At 40.1% G+C, this 15,962-nt stretch carries 15 protein-coding genes; 9 read left to right on the forward strand and 6 right to left on the reverse strand.

Annotated elements, in window-relative coordinates; genetic code table 11:
* Positions 1-62 precede the first annotated feature (62 nt).
* Together OLM45_RS05630 and OLM45_RS05635 are read left to right on the forward strand one after the other, a co-directional pair.
* Positions 63-500 (forward strand): DUF1801 domain-containing protein, encoded by a 438-nt coding sequence (locus tag OLM45_RS05630; RefSeq protein ID WP_129462006.1) that lies wholly within the window; start codon positions 63-65, stop codon positions 498-500.
* A gap of 10 nt (positions 501-510) precedes the next feature.
* A complete protein-coding gene (locus OLM45_RS05635) occupies positions 511-825 on the forward strand; it encodes an SdpI family protein (protein WP_264512659.1) in 315 nt (104 codons plus the stop codon).
* A 59-nt stretch (positions 826-884) separates the two neighbouring features.
* Here the strand turns inward: OLM45_RS05635 and OLM45_RS05640 are convergent, their stop codons facing one another.
* Positions 885-1,466, reverse strand: a complete 582-nt coding sequence (locus OLM45_RS05640) for a tRNA-(ms[2]io[6]A)-hydroxylase (RefSeq protein ID WP_264512661.1) — start codon at positions 1,464-1,466, stop codon at positions 885-887.
* Positions 1,467-1,513: 47 nt separating this feature from the next.
* Between OLM45_RS05640 and OLM45_RS05645 the strand changes: the two genes are divergently transcribed.
* The gene (locus OLM45_RS05645) at positions 1,514-2,737 is read left to right on the forward strand and encodes a glycosyltransferase family 4 protein (protein WP_264512663.1); all 1,224 of its coding nucleotides are present in this window, start codon (positions 1,514-1,516) and stop codon (positions 2,735-2,737) included.
* A 28-nt stretch (positions 2,738-2,765) separates the two neighbouring features.
* On the opposite strand, the gene OLM45_RS05650 is transcribed toward OLM45_RS05645, so the two are convergent.
* The 5 genes from OLM45_RS05650 to OLM45_RS05670 all read right to left on the reverse strand — a co-directional run bounded on the left by OLM45_RS05650 (position 2,766) and on the right by OLM45_RS05670 (position 7,738).
* A complete protein-coding gene (locus tag OLM45_RS05650) occupies positions 2,766-3,791 on the reverse strand; it encodes an energy transducer TonB (RefSeq protein WP_264512665.1) in 1,026 nt (341 codons plus the stop codon).
* A 60-nt stretch (positions 3,792-3,851) separates the two neighbouring features.
* Positions 3,852-4,991, reverse strand: coding sequence for a Na+/H+ antiporter NhaA (gene nhaA / locus OLM45_RS05655; RefSeq protein ID WP_264512667.1), 1,140 nt, complete (start codon positions 4,989-4,991; stop codon positions 3,852-3,854).
* A complete protein-coding gene (locus tag OLM45_RS05660) occupies positions 4,992-6,218 on the reverse strand; it encodes a Glu/Leu/Phe/Val dehydrogenase dimerization domain-containing protein (RefSeq protein WP_264512669.1) in 1,227 nt (408 codons plus the stop codon).
* Between the two features lie 86 nt (positions 6,219-6,304).
* Complete coding sequence (locus OLM45_RS05665; RefSeq protein WP_129462000.1) at positions 6,305-6,601, reverse strand: hypothetical protein; 297 nt, start codon at positions 6,599-6,601, stop codon at positions 6,305-6,307.
* Positions 6,602-6,670: 69 nt separating this feature from the next.
* Entirely contained in the window at positions 6,671-7,738 is a 1,068-nt protein-coding gene (locus OLM45_RS05670) for an anhydro-N-acetylmuramic acid kinase (protein ID WP_264512671.1), read from the reverse strand.
* A gap of 95 nt (positions 7,739-7,833) precedes the next feature.
* On the opposite strand from OLM45_RS05670, the gene OLM45_RS05675 reads away from it, so the two are divergent.
* From OLM45_RS05675 to OLM45_RS05700, 6 genes are all read left to right on the forward strand, one after another.
* Positions 7,834-8,973 carry an acyl-CoA dehydrogenase family protein gene (locus OLM45_RS05675; RefSeq protein ID WP_264512673.1) on the forward strand — a complete coding sequence of 380 codons (1,140 nt, stop codon included), beginning with the start codon at positions 7,834-7,836 and terminating at the stop codon, positions 8,971-8,973.
* Between the two features lie 118 nt (positions 8,974-9,091).
* Positions 9,092-9,766 carry an SDR family NAD(P)-dependent oxidoreductase gene (locus OLM45_RS05680; RefSeq protein WP_264512675.1) on the forward strand — a complete coding sequence of 225 codons (675 nt, stop codon included), beginning with the start codon at positions 9,092-9,094 and terminating at the stop codon, positions 9,764-9,766.
* A 75-nt stretch (positions 9,767-9,841) separates the two neighbouring features.
* Positions 9,842-10,219, forward strand: a complete 378-nt coding sequence (locus OLM45_RS05685; protein WP_264512677.1) for a four helix bundle protein — start codon at positions 9,842-9,844, stop codon at positions 10,217-10,219.
* 61 nt (positions 10,220-10,280) lie between these two features.
* A complete protein-coding gene (locus OLM45_RS05690; RefSeq protein ID WP_129462022.1) occupies positions 10,281-10,844 on the forward strand; it encodes a SprT-like domain-containing protein in 564 nt (187 codons plus the stop codon).
* A 106-nt stretch (positions 10,845-10,950) separates the two neighbouring features.
* Positions 10,951-12,012, forward strand: coding sequence for a mannose-1-phosphate guanylyltransferase (locus OLM45_RS05695; protein ID WP_264512679.1), 1,062 nt, complete (start codon positions 10,951-10,953; stop codon positions 12,010-12,012).
* Between the two features lie 204 nt (positions 12,013-12,216).
* Positions 12,217-15,921, forward strand: a complete 3,705-nt coding sequence (locus tag OLM45_RS05700; RefSeq protein ID WP_264512681.1) for a gliding motility-associated C-terminal domain-containing protein — start codon at positions 12,217-12,219, stop codon at positions 15,919-15,921.
* Positions 15,922-15,962: the final 41 nt, after the last annotated feature.

Consider the following 15,962-nt stretch of genomic DNA (forward strand, 5'->3'; position numbering starts at 1 on the left):
GATTCTTTTTCTTCGGGGTTTGGGGAGTAATCTATTATTGGGTAATCCATTAATTAATTGAGATGGCTCAGAATAAAACAACATACACGGGGAAAGATGTTCCTGAATTTATCCTATCATTTGTTGAAAATGAACAAAAGCGTCAAGATAGTTTTCAATTGGTGAAAATACTCCAAGAATGGACCGGTGAAGAGCCGCGGATGTGGGGGCCAAGTATCATCGGGTTTGGGAATTACCATTATCAATATGCAAGCGGACACCAAGGCGATGCACCTGTACTTTCTTTTTCACCTCGTAAAAATGCAATTACTTTATATTTGTATTCTAATACCGAGAAAAGTCAGGAACTGTTGCCGCAATTGGGGAAATTCACCAAAAGTAAAGCGTGTATTTATATCAAAAAATTAGAAGATATTCAGTTGCCAATTTTGTACCAACTTTGTCAAGAAACTATTGCTTACATCAAGGAGCATCACGAATGTTCGTGTCGAATGCACTAATAAAAATTTTATGTCAACACTACTCCTCTTTTTATTTGTTTTTTCTTTAGTACTAAAATTATTTCCAGCATCAAAACCTAATTATTTCTACGGGTATCAATTGGGAAGTGCAAAAGCGAGTCGGGCACACTGGAAAGTAGCCCAAGCAGTAGCGCCCATCTATTTGATGGCATTGTATGGATTTTCGTTTGGCCTAAATTGGTTTTTAGAAACTAAAGGATATGATGCTGTGTGGACTTTAGCACTACTGTTGCCAGGTACGGTTTTGGTTCATATTTTAATGGAACGCCGATTGAGTCGCGTCAATGAGGAAGGTGTCGATTGATTTTTTGTTTGCGAATAAATTCGAAATGGTAAGTAAACTATGTGCTTTTTCAATATAGGTTACCCATGCACTGTTTCTTTATTGCCGTATCTTGAAATAATCGAGGTTTCATAGGCAATCCATTCTTTCCAGCGTTTTTCCACATCAACATTTTCGGAATATTGTCGGGCAAAATTTAAAAAAGTAGTATAATGTCCCGCTTCACTAATCATCAGTTCCCGATAGAATTGTGCCAATTCGGGGTCTTTGATGTTGTTAGATAACACTTTAAAACGCTCGCAACTTCTAGCTTCAATCATGGCGGCAAATAATAAGCGCTCGATCAAAGCATCGTTCCGACTCCCGTCTTTTTTCATGAATTTGACCAAATCACCCACATAATCGTCTTTGCGTTCGCGGCCTAAAACAAACCCGCGCTTTTTGATGACTTCGTGTACCATTTCAAAATGCTCCAATTCCTCTCGGGCAATGCGCAACATTTCCGTAACCAAATCTACTTTCTCCGAATTGTTGACAATAATATAAATCGCATTGGAGGCGGCTTTCTGTTCGCACCAAGCGTGATCGGTTAAGATTTCTTCAATGTTTGTTTCCACGATATTTACCCAACGTGGGTCAGTAGCCAATTGTAATCCAAGCATAACGATTGCGTTTTGATGCCACAAAATTAAATGTTTTCTTTGTAGTAATGGAACAGAAAAAGCTACTTTTTATCGGACTCGTGTGGCCCGAACCGAAATCCTCCGCGGCGGGAACGCGCTCGTTGCAATTGCTGGACCTATTTCAGGCGCAAGGATATGCAATAACGGTGGCTTCAGCGGCTCAAAATTTAGAGTTTTCAGCATCAATGGCCGATGTAGGCTATGCCTTTCAACCGATAGCAGTAAATGATCCCGCTTTTGATCGTTGGATAACTGATTATTGTCCAGATGTAGTGATTTTTGACCGTTTTATTACCGAAGAACAATTTGGGTGGCGCGTGCGTGAATGTTGTCCAAATGCAATGACACTTTTAGATACAATTGATGTTCATTTTCTTCGCCTAGCCCGACAAGAATCTGTGAAAAAGGAACAGCCTTTGGATCGAACTCTTCTTCTCTCGGATACGGCCAAGAGGGAATTGGCTTCCTATTATCGTTGTGATTGGGTGCTCGTAATTTCTCAGTTTGAGTACGATTGGCTTCAAAAAGAATGGCAATTTCCCGCAACACAATTGTTGTATTTGCCGTTGTTTGGTGAAAAATCTTCAGCAATTGTTCCGTTAGAGAGACGGGCAGACTTTGTGTTTATCGGAAATTTTATTCACGAACCCAATTGGGATGCCGTGAAAATACTCAAGCAAGAGGTTTGGCCGCGCATTCGAAAACAACTACCCAAGGCACAATTACAGATATATGGCGCTTATGCTACTGATAAAGTGAATCAACTTCATAATCCAGCACAAGGATTTTTTATTAAAGGTAGGGCCGATGATGCATTACAAGTGCTTTCTGAAGCGAAACTACTTTTGGCACCCTTGCGTTTTGGAGCGGGAATCAAAGGGAAACTGTTAGAAGCAATGCAAGTGGGTACGCCTTCCATAACGACATTTATCGGAGCGGAAGGAATGCAATTTGAGGATTTATGGAATGGTGCAATTGCCAATGATTGGGATGATTTTGCCAACCAAGCAGTTCGCTTTTATACCGATTCTATCCTTTGGGAGCAAGCACAATACAACGGATTTGAAATACTTTTACATCAATTTTCCCAAGAGCAATTCCAAGATCAATTTTGGAATACTTTTTCAGAAAGCCTTATTAATAGTAAGTCACATCGGGAACGAAATGTTATTGGACAATTGTTGAATCACCATTCCTTACAGAGTACAAAGTACATGGCCAAATGGATAGAGGCCAAAAATGGAAAATAAAAAAAGCTCCCATTTTGGAGCTTTCCTTTTATTCGGTCAATTTGAAATTATAGACAATCTTTCCTACTTGCCGTTCAGCGCCATCAGGACTCGCCGACCATTTGGTTTGCATCGCTGCAATTTTCGCTTGTGTGGCTAAACAAGATGCGGGGTTGGTTGTACCCCTTGCACCAGGCTTGGCTTCAATGACATTTCCGTTTTTATCCACGGTAATTTGTACAGCCACTAAACCGGATTCGTTACAGGTATAAGCAGGTTGTGGTTTGTTCAACGCTTTTCGGCCATTTAAAAAATACCCGGGTCCGTTTCCAGGTCCGTGGCCACTTCCATTTCCGCCGCCTGAACCGCTTCCGCTTCCAGGTCCGGTGCCTGTACCATTGCCAGGTCCGTTTCCACCGCCCGTTCCGCCACCAGAACCACCGCTACCATAATAGCCATTGGAACCCAAACTCCCGTTGGTTTTTCCTTTGTTTCCTCCGGCTGCATCATCACCGTCACCGCCTTTTTTATTGCCTTTTAAGATATTGGCTAAAGCGTCGTCCACTTTGCGTACGGGTTGTTTTACTTCGACGGGTTTGGTAACTTTTACAGGTTGTGTAACCGTAGTTGTTGGTTTTTTGATGGGTTCATTTTTAGGAACAACCACATCTGTTTTATCGCCATCCGTATCTTCCGAGATAATACTTTCTTCGGGAGCCGCGGTTGGAGTGGATTTAGCGGTATTGGACACATTAAGCTCTTCACTTTGATAATTCGTTCCTGATCCAAAATCACTATCGCCAAAATTAACAGTAACGCCACCGCCACCGCCACCACCAGCAATCATGGCTGCCAGTTCCGCATCTGAAGGAGGCCAAAACGTAATCGAGCGTAAAAACAACATAAAAGCGATAGTGCAATAGGTACTGAGAATACGCGATTTGTTTTTATCTGTGAGTTGGGTTTTTTGGAGAAATTTATAGAGTACTATGAATAGTGCTGGAAAAAGGACCAACAAAAAAACAGGGAGTGGTAAAAACTTGAAAAGACTTTTAAATAAACCAATCTTACTCATGTGTGTTGCGGTTTGTTTTTTTTTAACGTTGAAAAATACAAAAAATTATAGTAAACCCGACTATACGCTCTTAGGTAGTGTTTTTTGGAGCCAAAAATAACCCAAAATTCCAGAAAGTGTGGACGCAATAACAATCACGAATTTACTGTTGTTGATGATTTCAACATCTGCAAAAGCCAAGAGTGTAATGAAAATAGACATGGTAAATCCGATCCCTCCCAACATCCCCAGTCCGGTTAATCGCTTCCAAGTGAACCCTTCAGGCAATTGGGTAATTTTCAATTTAACAGTTAGCCAACTGAATAATAAGATGCCCAATGGTTTTCCCAAAACTAATCCGAATACAATTCCCAAACTGTATGGTTGTGATAAAGTTTTTGCAAAATCACCTTCAATCACAACTGCAGTATTGCAAAGAGCAAAAATGGGTATGATTAGAAATGCTACGGGATGGTGCAGCCAATGTTGGAGTTGGTAGGAGATGGTGTTGGGTTTCCCATTTTCAAAAGGAATCGCAAAGGCTAATAAAACACCTGTAATTGTAGCGTGAACACCCGAATGCAGCATAAAATACCACATGAAGATTCCGCCGATTAAGTACCATAACAAATTGTTTACTTTTAATCGGTTGAGAATGAGTAAAACCACAAAAATGCCTAATGATATTCCAAGGTTGAGTAAATTGATATTATCGGTATAAAATAGGGCAATCATGATAATGGCGCCCAAATCGTCAATTACTGCTAATGCGGTTAAAAACACCTTTAATGCCGGCGGAACACGATTCCCCAACAAGGATAATATGCCAATAGCAAAAGCAATATCGGTAGCCATGGGGATTCCGTATCCTTTGTGAGTGGGCGTATTGTGGTTGAAAAAGGTGAACAATAGCGCCGGAATCAACATGCCCCCTAAAGCACCTGCAAGCGGTAGTGCCGCATCTTTGATTTTTGATAATTCACCAATGTAGACTTCCCGCTCCAATTCGAGTCCGATTAACAAAAAGAAAATCGCCATCAATCCGTCGTTGATCCAATACTCAGCCGGCTGATTTCCGATAGGTGTATGCCACAAGTGAATATAGGATTCCGACCAACTGGAATTGGTTAAAAAAAGCGAAACGGCGGTACAGATGACAAGCACCAGTCCGCCCGCTTTTTCACTTTCAAAAAAGGAAGTAAATAATTTGGTGATTTGCATTTACACTAATTGTTGTAGTGCTATTTCAAATGCAGTAGCACTAATGGTGTGTTTATCTGCTTTTCGATCGTGCACGCGTTCGATTGCTTTTTTAATCGTTTCTGATGTATCGTAGAAAATCGCTTCGTCGGTCATTTGAACTTTTTTCTCCATGAAATAGGCAAACACACGCGCCATTCCACAGTTGGAAATGAAGTCGGGAATTAAACTCACCCGACTGTCAACTTGTTCCATAATAGGGCCGAAGAAAATTTCTTTATCGGCAAAAGGTACGTTGGCACCACAAGTGATGACTTCCAAACCGCTACCTATCATGGCATCTACTTGATCTTGCGTCACCAAGCGCGAAGCGGCACAAGGGGCAAAAATATGCGCACCGATGGACCAGATTTTAGCATTAATTTCTTCGAAAGGAATCATGTTTTCGGCTACAAGTTTATTCCCGTCTTTGTTTAAAAACAAGCGTTTGATTTCTTCGTAACTAAAACCATTTTCATTGATCACTCCGCCTTCACGATCAATGATACCAACAACTTTAACCCCCATTTCGGCAAGATAAAAAGCAGCGGCCGAACCCACATTTCCAAATCCTTGAACAATGGCTTTTTTACCGTGATAGTCGCCGCCATAAGTGTTGTAATAGTGGCGAACCGCTTCGGCTACTCCATAACCAGTAATCATGTCGGCTACGGTATATTTGCGTAAAACGTCGGGAGAAAATTTTGGGTTTTCAATTACTTTGATAACGCCTTGGCGCAATTGACCAATACGGTTGATTTTATCTGCTTCGGTAGGTTTGAAATGACCGTTGAAAACACCTTCTTGCGGGTGCCAAACACCACATTCTTCCGTCATCGGGATTACTTCATGGATTTCATCCACATTCAAGTCACCGCCCGTACCGTAATAACTTTTTAAAAGAGGTGATACCGCTTTGTACCAACGTTTCAATACGTCTTTTTTGCGAGGATCATTGGGGTCAAAGTTGATTCCCGATTTTGCACCACCAATAGCCGGACCAGAAACCGTGAATTTTACTTCCATGGTTTTGGCCAATGAAAGCACTTCATTCATGTCAAGTCCTTTGCGCATTCGTGTTCCACCGCCGGCAGCACCGCCACGAAGGGAGTTGATTACCGTCCAGCCTTCCGCATCGGTTTCGCTATCTTTCCAGTTGAATACAATTTCGGGTTGTTTATTTTCGAATTTTTTAAGTAAGTCTTTCATTGTGGTTGGTTTGTGGGGCAAAAATACGGATTCATTCACGATATGCCAATAAAAAACGCCCCTTTGCTGAGGCGTTTGTTTTGTAATTATTTCTTTTTTGCCGCTTTTTCTTTGTTGGCTTTGTAACGCATGTCTGCTGTACCGTCTTTTTTTAGGGGGCCTTCCGGTTTTTTATTTTCTTTAAAACGTTTGTCCGGGGTTCCATCTTTTTTCAATTTAGGAGCAGGTGGCGGAGGTGGCGGAGCCGTTTCTTTTCCTTTGGCTTTTCCTTGAGTTTGTTTGACTTCTTTTTTGGCTTTGTCTTCTTTTTTAGCCGGTTGTTGGGCTACGGCACTGAGTGTAAAGGTAGCCGCCAACAATAGGGATGCAAGTACTTTTTTCATGGTTTCTTGATTTTGATTATTGTATAAAGTTAACGAAAAGCAGTTTGAATTATTTTTAATCAACCTTAATTATACCTTAAAAACTTTCCCGCTACAATGATCCTGTTTCGCACCTGTCACACTTGCTAAAACATTTATTTCATTGCGCAAACGCAAGACGCCCAGTAATCCAAAAATCAAAGCTTCTTTAAATTCTAAGGTTTTTGCATCGGGAATAATCAATTCCATTTCGGGTAAATAGAACTTAATACGTTCGATTAATAAAGTATTGTAGGCGCCGCCACCGGTTGCCAAAAGTTTTCCTTTTTTTGCGGGTAAGGCACGTGCGGTTTGCCATCCGATATGTTCGATAAACGTGCGCATCGCATCTTCGGGAGTCGGATTAAATTTCTCCATTTCAGGCAATACTTTTTCGCGAACGAATTCAAATCCTAACGATTTTGGAAAGGATTGTTGGTAGTAATCGTATGCATTGAGCGTTTCGAAAAGTTCGGTAATGATTTTTCCAGATGCCGCAATTTTTCCACTTTCGTCATAAGGGAGTCCGAGTTGATTTGCATAATAATTCAATACGGTATTCACAGGCGAAATGTCAAAGGCCAGTCGTTGACCGTTGTGTTCAAAGGAAACATTGGAAAATCCGCCTAGATTCAAGCAATAGGTATATTCGTTAAATAAAGTCCGATCACCAATGGGTACAAGCGGTGCACCTTGTCCGCCCATTTTAACATCTTGCACGCGAAAATCACACACAACTGTTTGTCGCACATAGGTCGCAATTTCGGGTAGATTGCCAATTTGCAAGGTAATACCACGCTGAGGTTGGTGCAGAATGGTATGGCCGTGGGAGCAAACCGCATCCAAATTTTGGAAGTTATTATCAGCAATAAATTTTGAAATAACAGCTCCTAAATAGGTGGTATAGTCCAAATTGATTTGTTGAAGCTCATTTTCTGAAAAGGTGATCGCGGCCTTTAATTGGGTAATCCAAATTTCAGGATAAGGTAAAGTTGCAGCTGTCCCGATTTCATAGGTCCAATGCCCATTTTCATAGGTGAAAAATAGTTCGGCCAAGTCAATGCCGTCAAGGGATGTGCCCGACATGACACCGAGGATATGATAGGTTTGTTTAGACATTTTCTAAAATTACGAAAACGTTTGAAGTTTCGCTTTTTATATTATACATTTGGAAACCAAAATTAAAATTTACGATTTAACAAACACGATTTTTTATGGATTTTAATCTTTCCGAAGAGCATTTGATGATTCAGCAGGCGGCGCGTGATTTTGCTCAAACTGAATTGTTGCCAGGCGTTATCGAGCGTGACGAACATTCGAAGTTCCCCACAGAGCAAGTGAAAATGATGGGTGAGTTAGGTTTCATGGGTATGATGGTTGATCCCAAATACGGTGGAGCTGGTTTGGACAGCGTTTCATATGTATTGGCAATGACAGAAATTGCTAAAGTAGATGCTTCTGCTGCGGTAATCATGTCAGTGAACAATTCCTTGGTTTGTGCCGGAATGGAAAAATACTGTAGTGAAGAACAAAAAATGAAATATTTAGTCCCTCTGGCCAAAGGTGAAGTGATTGGGGCATTTTGTTTGTCTGAGCCAGAAGCGGGTTCTGATGCTACGTCTCAAAAAACGACTGCCATTGATATGGGGGATTACTACCTATTGAATGGTACTAAAAACTGGATTACCAACGGTTCGACTGCCTCTACATATTTAGTTATTGCCCAAACCGATGTTGAAAAAGGACATAAAGGAATCAATGCGTTTATTGTGGAACGCGGATTGGAAGGTTTTGAAATCGGACCTAAAGAAAAGAAAATGGGGATTCGCGGATCGGATACGCATTCTTTGATGTTTACCGATGTGAAAGTTCCGAAAGAAAACCGTATTGGTGCTGACGGATTTGGATTCTCTTTTGCAATGAATGTCTTGAATGGCGGCCGTATTGGTATTGCTTCACAAGCTTTAGGTATTGCTTATGGCGCCTACGAATTGGCGTTAAAATACTCCCAAGAGCGCAAAGCCTTTGGAAAAGAAATCTTCAAACACCAAGCGATTGCTTTCAAATTGGCGGATATGTTTGTAAAAACTACAGCTGCTAAACTGTTAGTGATGAAAGCTGCCGTTGAAAAAGATGAAGGAAAAGACATTGCACACAGTGGTGCGATGGCTAAATTATATGCTTCTGAAGTAGCTTTAGAAGTGGCTAATGAGGCAGTACAAATTCACGGCGGTAACGGTTATGTAGCCGAATACCACGTAGAGCGTATGATGCGCGATTCGAAGATTACCCAAATTTATGAGGGGACTTCTGAAATCCAGCGTATTGTTATTTCACGCGGACTCATTACTTAATTTTTATATGTATATTGAAAAGACCTCCCTAAGTGGAGGTTTTTTTGTGGGTTGAAATGCCTAACTTTGCTGTTTTAAGGTCGAAATTAGTCCAAATAAAAAGTAATTCAAATTAACTATGAACATCATCATCACAGGAACTTCGCGCGGAATTGGGTTACAATTAGCATTGCAATTTGCCAATAACGGCCATCAGGTATTGGCTTTGTCGCGAAAAATTCCGCAAGAGTTAATGGAAAACCCAAATGTTACTTGTTTCGCTTTGGATTTAACGATAGAAGATGATCTGAATCAAGTGGCCGAATTTTTGGCGTCCACTTGGAAACACGTTGATCGTATCGTACACAATGCCGGAAGTTTGGTAAACAAACCTTTTGAGCAATTACGTTTGGATGATTTTGAACGCGTTTATAAAGTGAATGTGTTTGGTGTAGCTTTATTGACACAAGTCTGTTTGCCCTACATGCAAGCGGGCAGCCATGTGGTGAGTGTGAGTTCGATGGGCGGCATTCAAGGCAGTATGAAGTTTCCTGGATTGGCAGCATACAGTTCGAGCAAAGGCGCCATAATCACCTTGTCTGAATTATTAGCAGAAGAATACAAAGAGCGCGGTATCGCATTTAATGTGTTGGCTTTGGGCGCGGTACAAACCGAAATGTTAGAAGAAGCTTTTCCGGGGTATCAAGCCCCCGTTACTGCCACTCAAATGGCTGATTATATTTATGATTTTACCTTAAAAGGGAATGCTTTTCATAATGGGAAGATTATTCAGGTTTCGTCCTCTACACCTTAAATTGAGTGATGAGATATGAGTGATGAATTATGAGTTGAATGAACAGTTGTTAAAAATAAAATTAATATATAAGCCATGAAGAATAGTGTAATTGCAGAAAAAAGCTTTCAGTTAGCCTTAAAAGGCGTACAGTTTTATCAACAAGTATTACAAACTAATAGAGATTTTGTGACGGAACGACAGTTTTTGAGGTCGATAACTTCTGTTGGTGCTAATGTGCGAGAAGCCCAAAATGCTCAGTCGAAATTAGATTTTATTCATAAGCTTCATATTGCTCAAAAAGAATGTGCAGAAACGCAATGTTGGTTAGAATTAATGATGGCAACTCAACGTATAACTGAAGTTCAATTTGATTGTTTAAATAAGGATTGTGAAGAAGTTTTTCGGATATTGCGAAGCATTATTTTAACAACAAGACGAAATTTGAAACTCGACTCAATGTATAATTCATAACTCATAATTCATAATTTTATTCTTGGAAGTCCTCGCTAAATACCTCCCCGAACACGCTGTGATGCCTTGTTTTGAGTTAATCAAAGCCAATGCGGTGCACTTGAAAATCGTGAATGAACGGCAAACCCGTCATGGTGATTACCGAAAAGCATTGAATGGAAAGCATGAAATTACGGTAAATGCGAGTTTGAATAAATACCGTTTTTTGATTACGCTCGTACACGAGATTGCCCATTTGGTGGCGTTTGAGCAATATGGGAGGCAGATTAAACCGCATGGTGTAGAGTGGAAAATGACGTTTCAGCGGTTGATGGTGCCGTTTATTCGGCCAGAAATTTTTCCGCATTCGGTGTTGCCTTTGGTGGCCCAACATTTTCGAAATCCTACCGCATCCAGTGATACCGATGCCCGATTGGCCTTTGCCTTAAAACAATTTGACGAACGGAAGTCGGATGTGTATTTCATTCATGAAGTTCCCAATGGCGCCTATTTTAGAATAAAAAATGGCAAAGTGTTTCAAAAACAAGGGTTACGCGTCAAGCGCTACATTTGCCAAGAAGTCGCATCGGGTAAATTGTTTTTGTTTAATGCTAATGCTGAGGTCGAAATAGTACCGGGCGGATAAATCCTACTATTATTTCATCTTTTTATAATCTTATTTATACATATCCTACTGGGATTAAATATATTTGCAGTCATGGTCCAAGTAGGACAGTAGCATATTTTTTTACATGAATTCCAATTATTACGCAATATTGATGGCCGGTGGAGTGGGTTCACGCTTTTGGCCGGTGAGTACTTCTGATTTTCCAAAACAGTTTCACGACATGTTAGGGTCGGGGGAGACCTTAATTCAAAAAACCTTTAGTCGTTTGTCAAAATTAATTCCGGAAGAGAATATTTTGATTTTGACCAATGAGCGTTACAATCACATAGTGTTGGAACAGTTGCCACAAGTAAAACCGGAACAAGTTGTATTGGAGCCAGCGATGCGTAACACGGCGCCTTGTATTTTGTATGCTTCTTTAAAGATTCAGAAGCAAAATCCAAAAGCAGTTATGGTGGTGGCACCAAGCGACCATTGGATTGAAGATGAACATGCATTTACCCAAAATTTGCAACAGTGTTTTGATTTTTGCGAAAAAGAAAATGCATTGATGACATTGGGTATTCAACCAACATTTCCGAATACCGGTTTTGGGTATATTGAGTACGATAAAGCGGATTCAAATGCGGTTAAAAAAGTGAATCAATTTCGCGAAAAACCCGACTACGAGACGGCAAAGCATTTTTTAGAACAGGGGAATTTCTTGTGGAATGGCGGAATTTTTATTTGGAGTGTGCAAGCGATTACTGCAGCATTTGAACATTTTCAACCCGCTATGAATACCTTGTTTTTAAAAGGTGAATCGATATACAATACCTCTGGAGAAGCCTCTTTTATTCAAGAAAATTATCCCCAAGCTGAGAATATTTCTATTGATTATGCCATTTTAGAAAAGGCAAGTAATGTATATGTATTGCCAGCTACATTTGACTGGAATGACTTAGGGACCTGGGGTTCATTGCATGAAAAATTGGATAAAGACGATCAGAATAATGCTGTAGTGAATGCTACTGTGATTTTGGAAAATGCTTCCAATAATATCATCCGTGCAGAAGGTAAAAAGTTAGTTATTGTTGATGGTTTGGACGATTTTATCATAGTCGATAAAGACGATGTGTTGTTGATTTATCCCAAGGGTAAGGAGCAAGATATCAAGCGTATTACTTCGATTGCTCAGAATTTATAAAATTGTTTTGTTGCGTTTTTTTAGTTTGTGATTTAAACATTTCAATGAGTATTTGAGGGGATAAATTGAATTTAATTCTTTATTTTTAGAATCTTAAAATAAAGAACGTCAATGCCATTCAAAAAATATCAACTTGGATTAGTACTATTTTTTTTCTTCTGTTTTTTTACAGTCAAAGGGCAGCTTACGAATTTTACATTCTCCGTGACTCCGACCAATGAAACCTGTACGGGTAATGGTTCGCTTTCATTTTCAGTAGCCAATACAACTGCAGGAGCAACAATTACCTATGCGATCTATTTACTGCCCAACAGTACAACTCCCATTGCAACAACAAGTTTACCCACCTATGGCGGATTAAGTGCGGGGAATTATCAAGTAATCGCTACACAAACACTCGGATTGTTATCGAATACCCAAAGTGCATTGGTTCAAATAAACAGTTTGATTACTACTATAACGTATCAATTAAATGGACAGCAAGTAAATTGTGTCAATGCAAATTTAACGGTACAGGTAATTACCGGCACTCCTGTGAGTTATGAAATTATTTCTGGTCCCCAAATATTTCCGCCTCAAGCGTCAAATTATTTCCCCAATTTAGGGCCAGGCACTTACACCATTCGTGTGAATGATGCTTGTGGAGACGGCGTTTCACAAACCTATACGGTCAATTATTCCAATCCACCTAACTTAAACATTGGTCAATTTACACCCAGTTGTGAGCTTACTGTATGTAATCGCATTCAAGGAGATTTACACATTTTTTCTTCCATTCCAAATTCAGCTATCCGCTATCCATTGGTAGTTCAATCCATTGCTATTCCACCCGGTGGGGGCAATCCCGTAACCTATAGCCAAACCATAACAAGTGGCGGAGCTTTTGATGGGAATATTGCTGTCCAAGTCCCTTTTTATCACGGTCAGAGTTACAACTATTCCTTTTCCATAACGGATGCCTGTGGAAATGTATATACGAGTTCGACTGCATTTTTAAATCAATCTTTTACGGTAAGTGTCACAACAAATAATGTGGGGTGTTTACGAAATTTAAAATTAGAGGCTTGCACCTATAAACTACCTTTACAAGTAGCCTTTTTATCGGCTCCATCGGGTTTTAATCCGACGAATTTCAACGCGACACATCCTGGACCGTTCATGACTTCTACCATATCTTATACTTCAACTGCATCGAATAGTTTGCCGGTTGGTGCTTATACGATTCAAATCACAGATGCTTGTGGGAGAGTGAGTACAGTTACAACGAATGTTTTGTCGGCAGAGCCGGGGTTTTTATTGTCACCCAGTACTGAAGATTGTGCAACGGTTTATAATTATACAATGCCATTGGGAAACGGAACACAAGTGGCTCAAGTTATTGTAGTCAATGCCCCGCCGGCCTATTCCACCAATTTGCCGCTAAATGTCAGTTCACAAATTGTGTCGGGTTCCATTAATTTGGCTTTGCCCAGTGGCAATTACACCATAAATGGAACAGATGTTTGCGGGAATCCGTTTTCGTATTCCTTTTTTATTCCTCCTATTAGTCCAAATGTAACTGTCGATCCGATTAACTTAAGTGGTTGTGGAACTACGGGTATTGGTACGATTCGTTTTTTAGCGCAAGGCACCCAATTGCAATCCATAATTTTAACGAGTACTACTTCGAATTTTCCGAATCCTTTGCCTTTTGATTTTTCGAATTCTATTGTTCAACCACCTGGGACTAGTGCTTTGTTGTTTTCAATGCCTTTTGGTAGTTATACATTTACGATTACGGATACCTGTGGAAATTCCTATCAACGTGTGGTAGATTTAAATTTGGCGATTGATACCAGTCCGAATAATTTATTTCAGTTGTCCGGTTGTGGTGTAGGATTCGGTTCTATAAAGTTGGTTTCTCCTAACGGAATTATTACTTCAGCTTCGATAACAGCGGCACCATCCAGTTTTAATTTCCCGTTGCCCTATAGTTTAAATTCGGCCATTGATTTGAGTGGGCGAATAGTGGTTAATGATTTGCCAGAGGGACTTTACACGATTCAGACGGTGGATGCCTGTGGTGTAGAACGAATAGAAGATATACCGGTTCTAGGGTTTCATTTTCAAGAACAAATCCAAGTGCTACCTGCTTGTAATTCGTTTTCATTGGATCTAGTGTATACGGACAATAATTACTCCGTTCACAAATTTTGGCTACAAAAATGGAATCCGCAAACATCGGTTTGGGAACATCCGATTACGGGATTTGATTATGTAAATGGAAATATACCTGACGTCTTGAATTCCTATTTATTGACCATGGGCATAAATAACAATATTGCCAGTGAGGGGCATTTCCGAATTTTAACTGTTTTCGAATCCTTTAATCCCAACAGTACTATTAATGTGCAGTGTGTTCAACCGGTTAAAGAATTTGACTTTTCTGATGTTGTTTCAATTGATACTGCTTTTTCCATTGTTTGTCCAAATGCTGGGACACAAGTTGTAGTTATCGCCAATGGAATTCCTCCTTTGCATTATTCAATCACCGCTTTTAATGGTAATCCAGTTGTAATAGATAATGGAACGGATAATGTTTTTAGTGGTTTAGCACAAGGCTTATACAATTTTACGGTCGTTGATAATTGTGGAAATGTGGTTAATCGCGATTTTGATATTGGGTTACTGACACAGCCGAGTATTACTGGTCAAAACTTTTGCGACGGTCAAGTGGGACAATTATACATCGATTTGGTCAATTCTTATACTTATCAATGGTGGAATGCGGCCAACCCGAGTGTGATTTTAAGTACGTCTAATATATTGACGTTTTCACCTTTTTCAAGTAGTACTTCACCCGGAACCTATATTGTGCAAATGCAAGCCAATACTGGCTCGTCTTGTGCTAATCTTCAATATTCCTATGTAATTCCGTCCAATCCCAATCCCGATGCTGGCGATGATGGGCAAATTGCTTACTGTACTTCCGTGGGAACAATCGATTTGTTTTCCATCTTACAGGGTAACTTTTCGACCAATGGCCAATGGACAACCACATCCACTTCGGGTGTATTGACGGGGAATTTATGGGATGCAACCAATGCACCGTTTGGAATTTATGTGTTTGAATATCGCGTGGACGGATTGTGTGGGGCTTTTGATACCGCGCAAGTAAGTATAGAACTTAAAGCACCGATACCCGATTTAAATTTGATGAATATAATGGAAGTGTGTTCGAATACTCCCGTACAATTGAACGCCCCCTTCATTCCTAATGCGACTTATTCTTGGACTGGCCCCAATGGATTTACTTCATCTTTGCAAGAACCAATTTTCCCTGCTATTTCTGAAAATGATTCGGGAATGTATGTGTTGACAGTGAGTCGGGAAGGTTGTCAAAAAACAGGTACAATACAGTTGCAAGTTAATGCTTTGCCTGAATTTACTATCGAACAAGGATGTAACGGAGGGCGCTATAAAATTGAAGTTATTCCGATCAATAATTCCTTTGATCCTATGGCTGTAACCTATCAATGGTCAGGACCGTCTGGATTTTCAGCAGCAGTGAATCCATTGTTGTTGACCCAAGTTTCACCAGGATTGTATACAATATCGGTTGAAGATGCTTCGGGTTGTGTGACGAATTTGTCAGTGCCGCTTTCTGCCATTATTTGTGATATTCCCAATGTAATCACCCCAAACCAAGATGGTGCCAACGATAGTTTTGATTTGGTTGGATTTGAGGTCAATCGACTTGAAATATTCAACCGATGGGGTAGAAAAGTATATGATAAAGCGGATTACATAAACGAATGGCATGGGCAAAATCAGCAGGGAGAATTGTTGCCCGATGGAGTTTATTATTATCTTTTAGAATTCCGAGATGGGCAAAATAAGAAGGGGTGGATTGCAATTATAGGAAACTAAAGATTATTTGTTTTTAAAATGATAATGTAAGTTATTATTTA

Origin of the sequence: Flavobacterium sp. N1719 (assembly GCF_025947045.1) — a bacterium.
GTDB classification, from domain to species: Bacteria; Bacteroidota; Bacteroidia; order Flavobacteriales; family Flavobacteriaceae; genus Flavobacterium; species Flavobacterium stagni.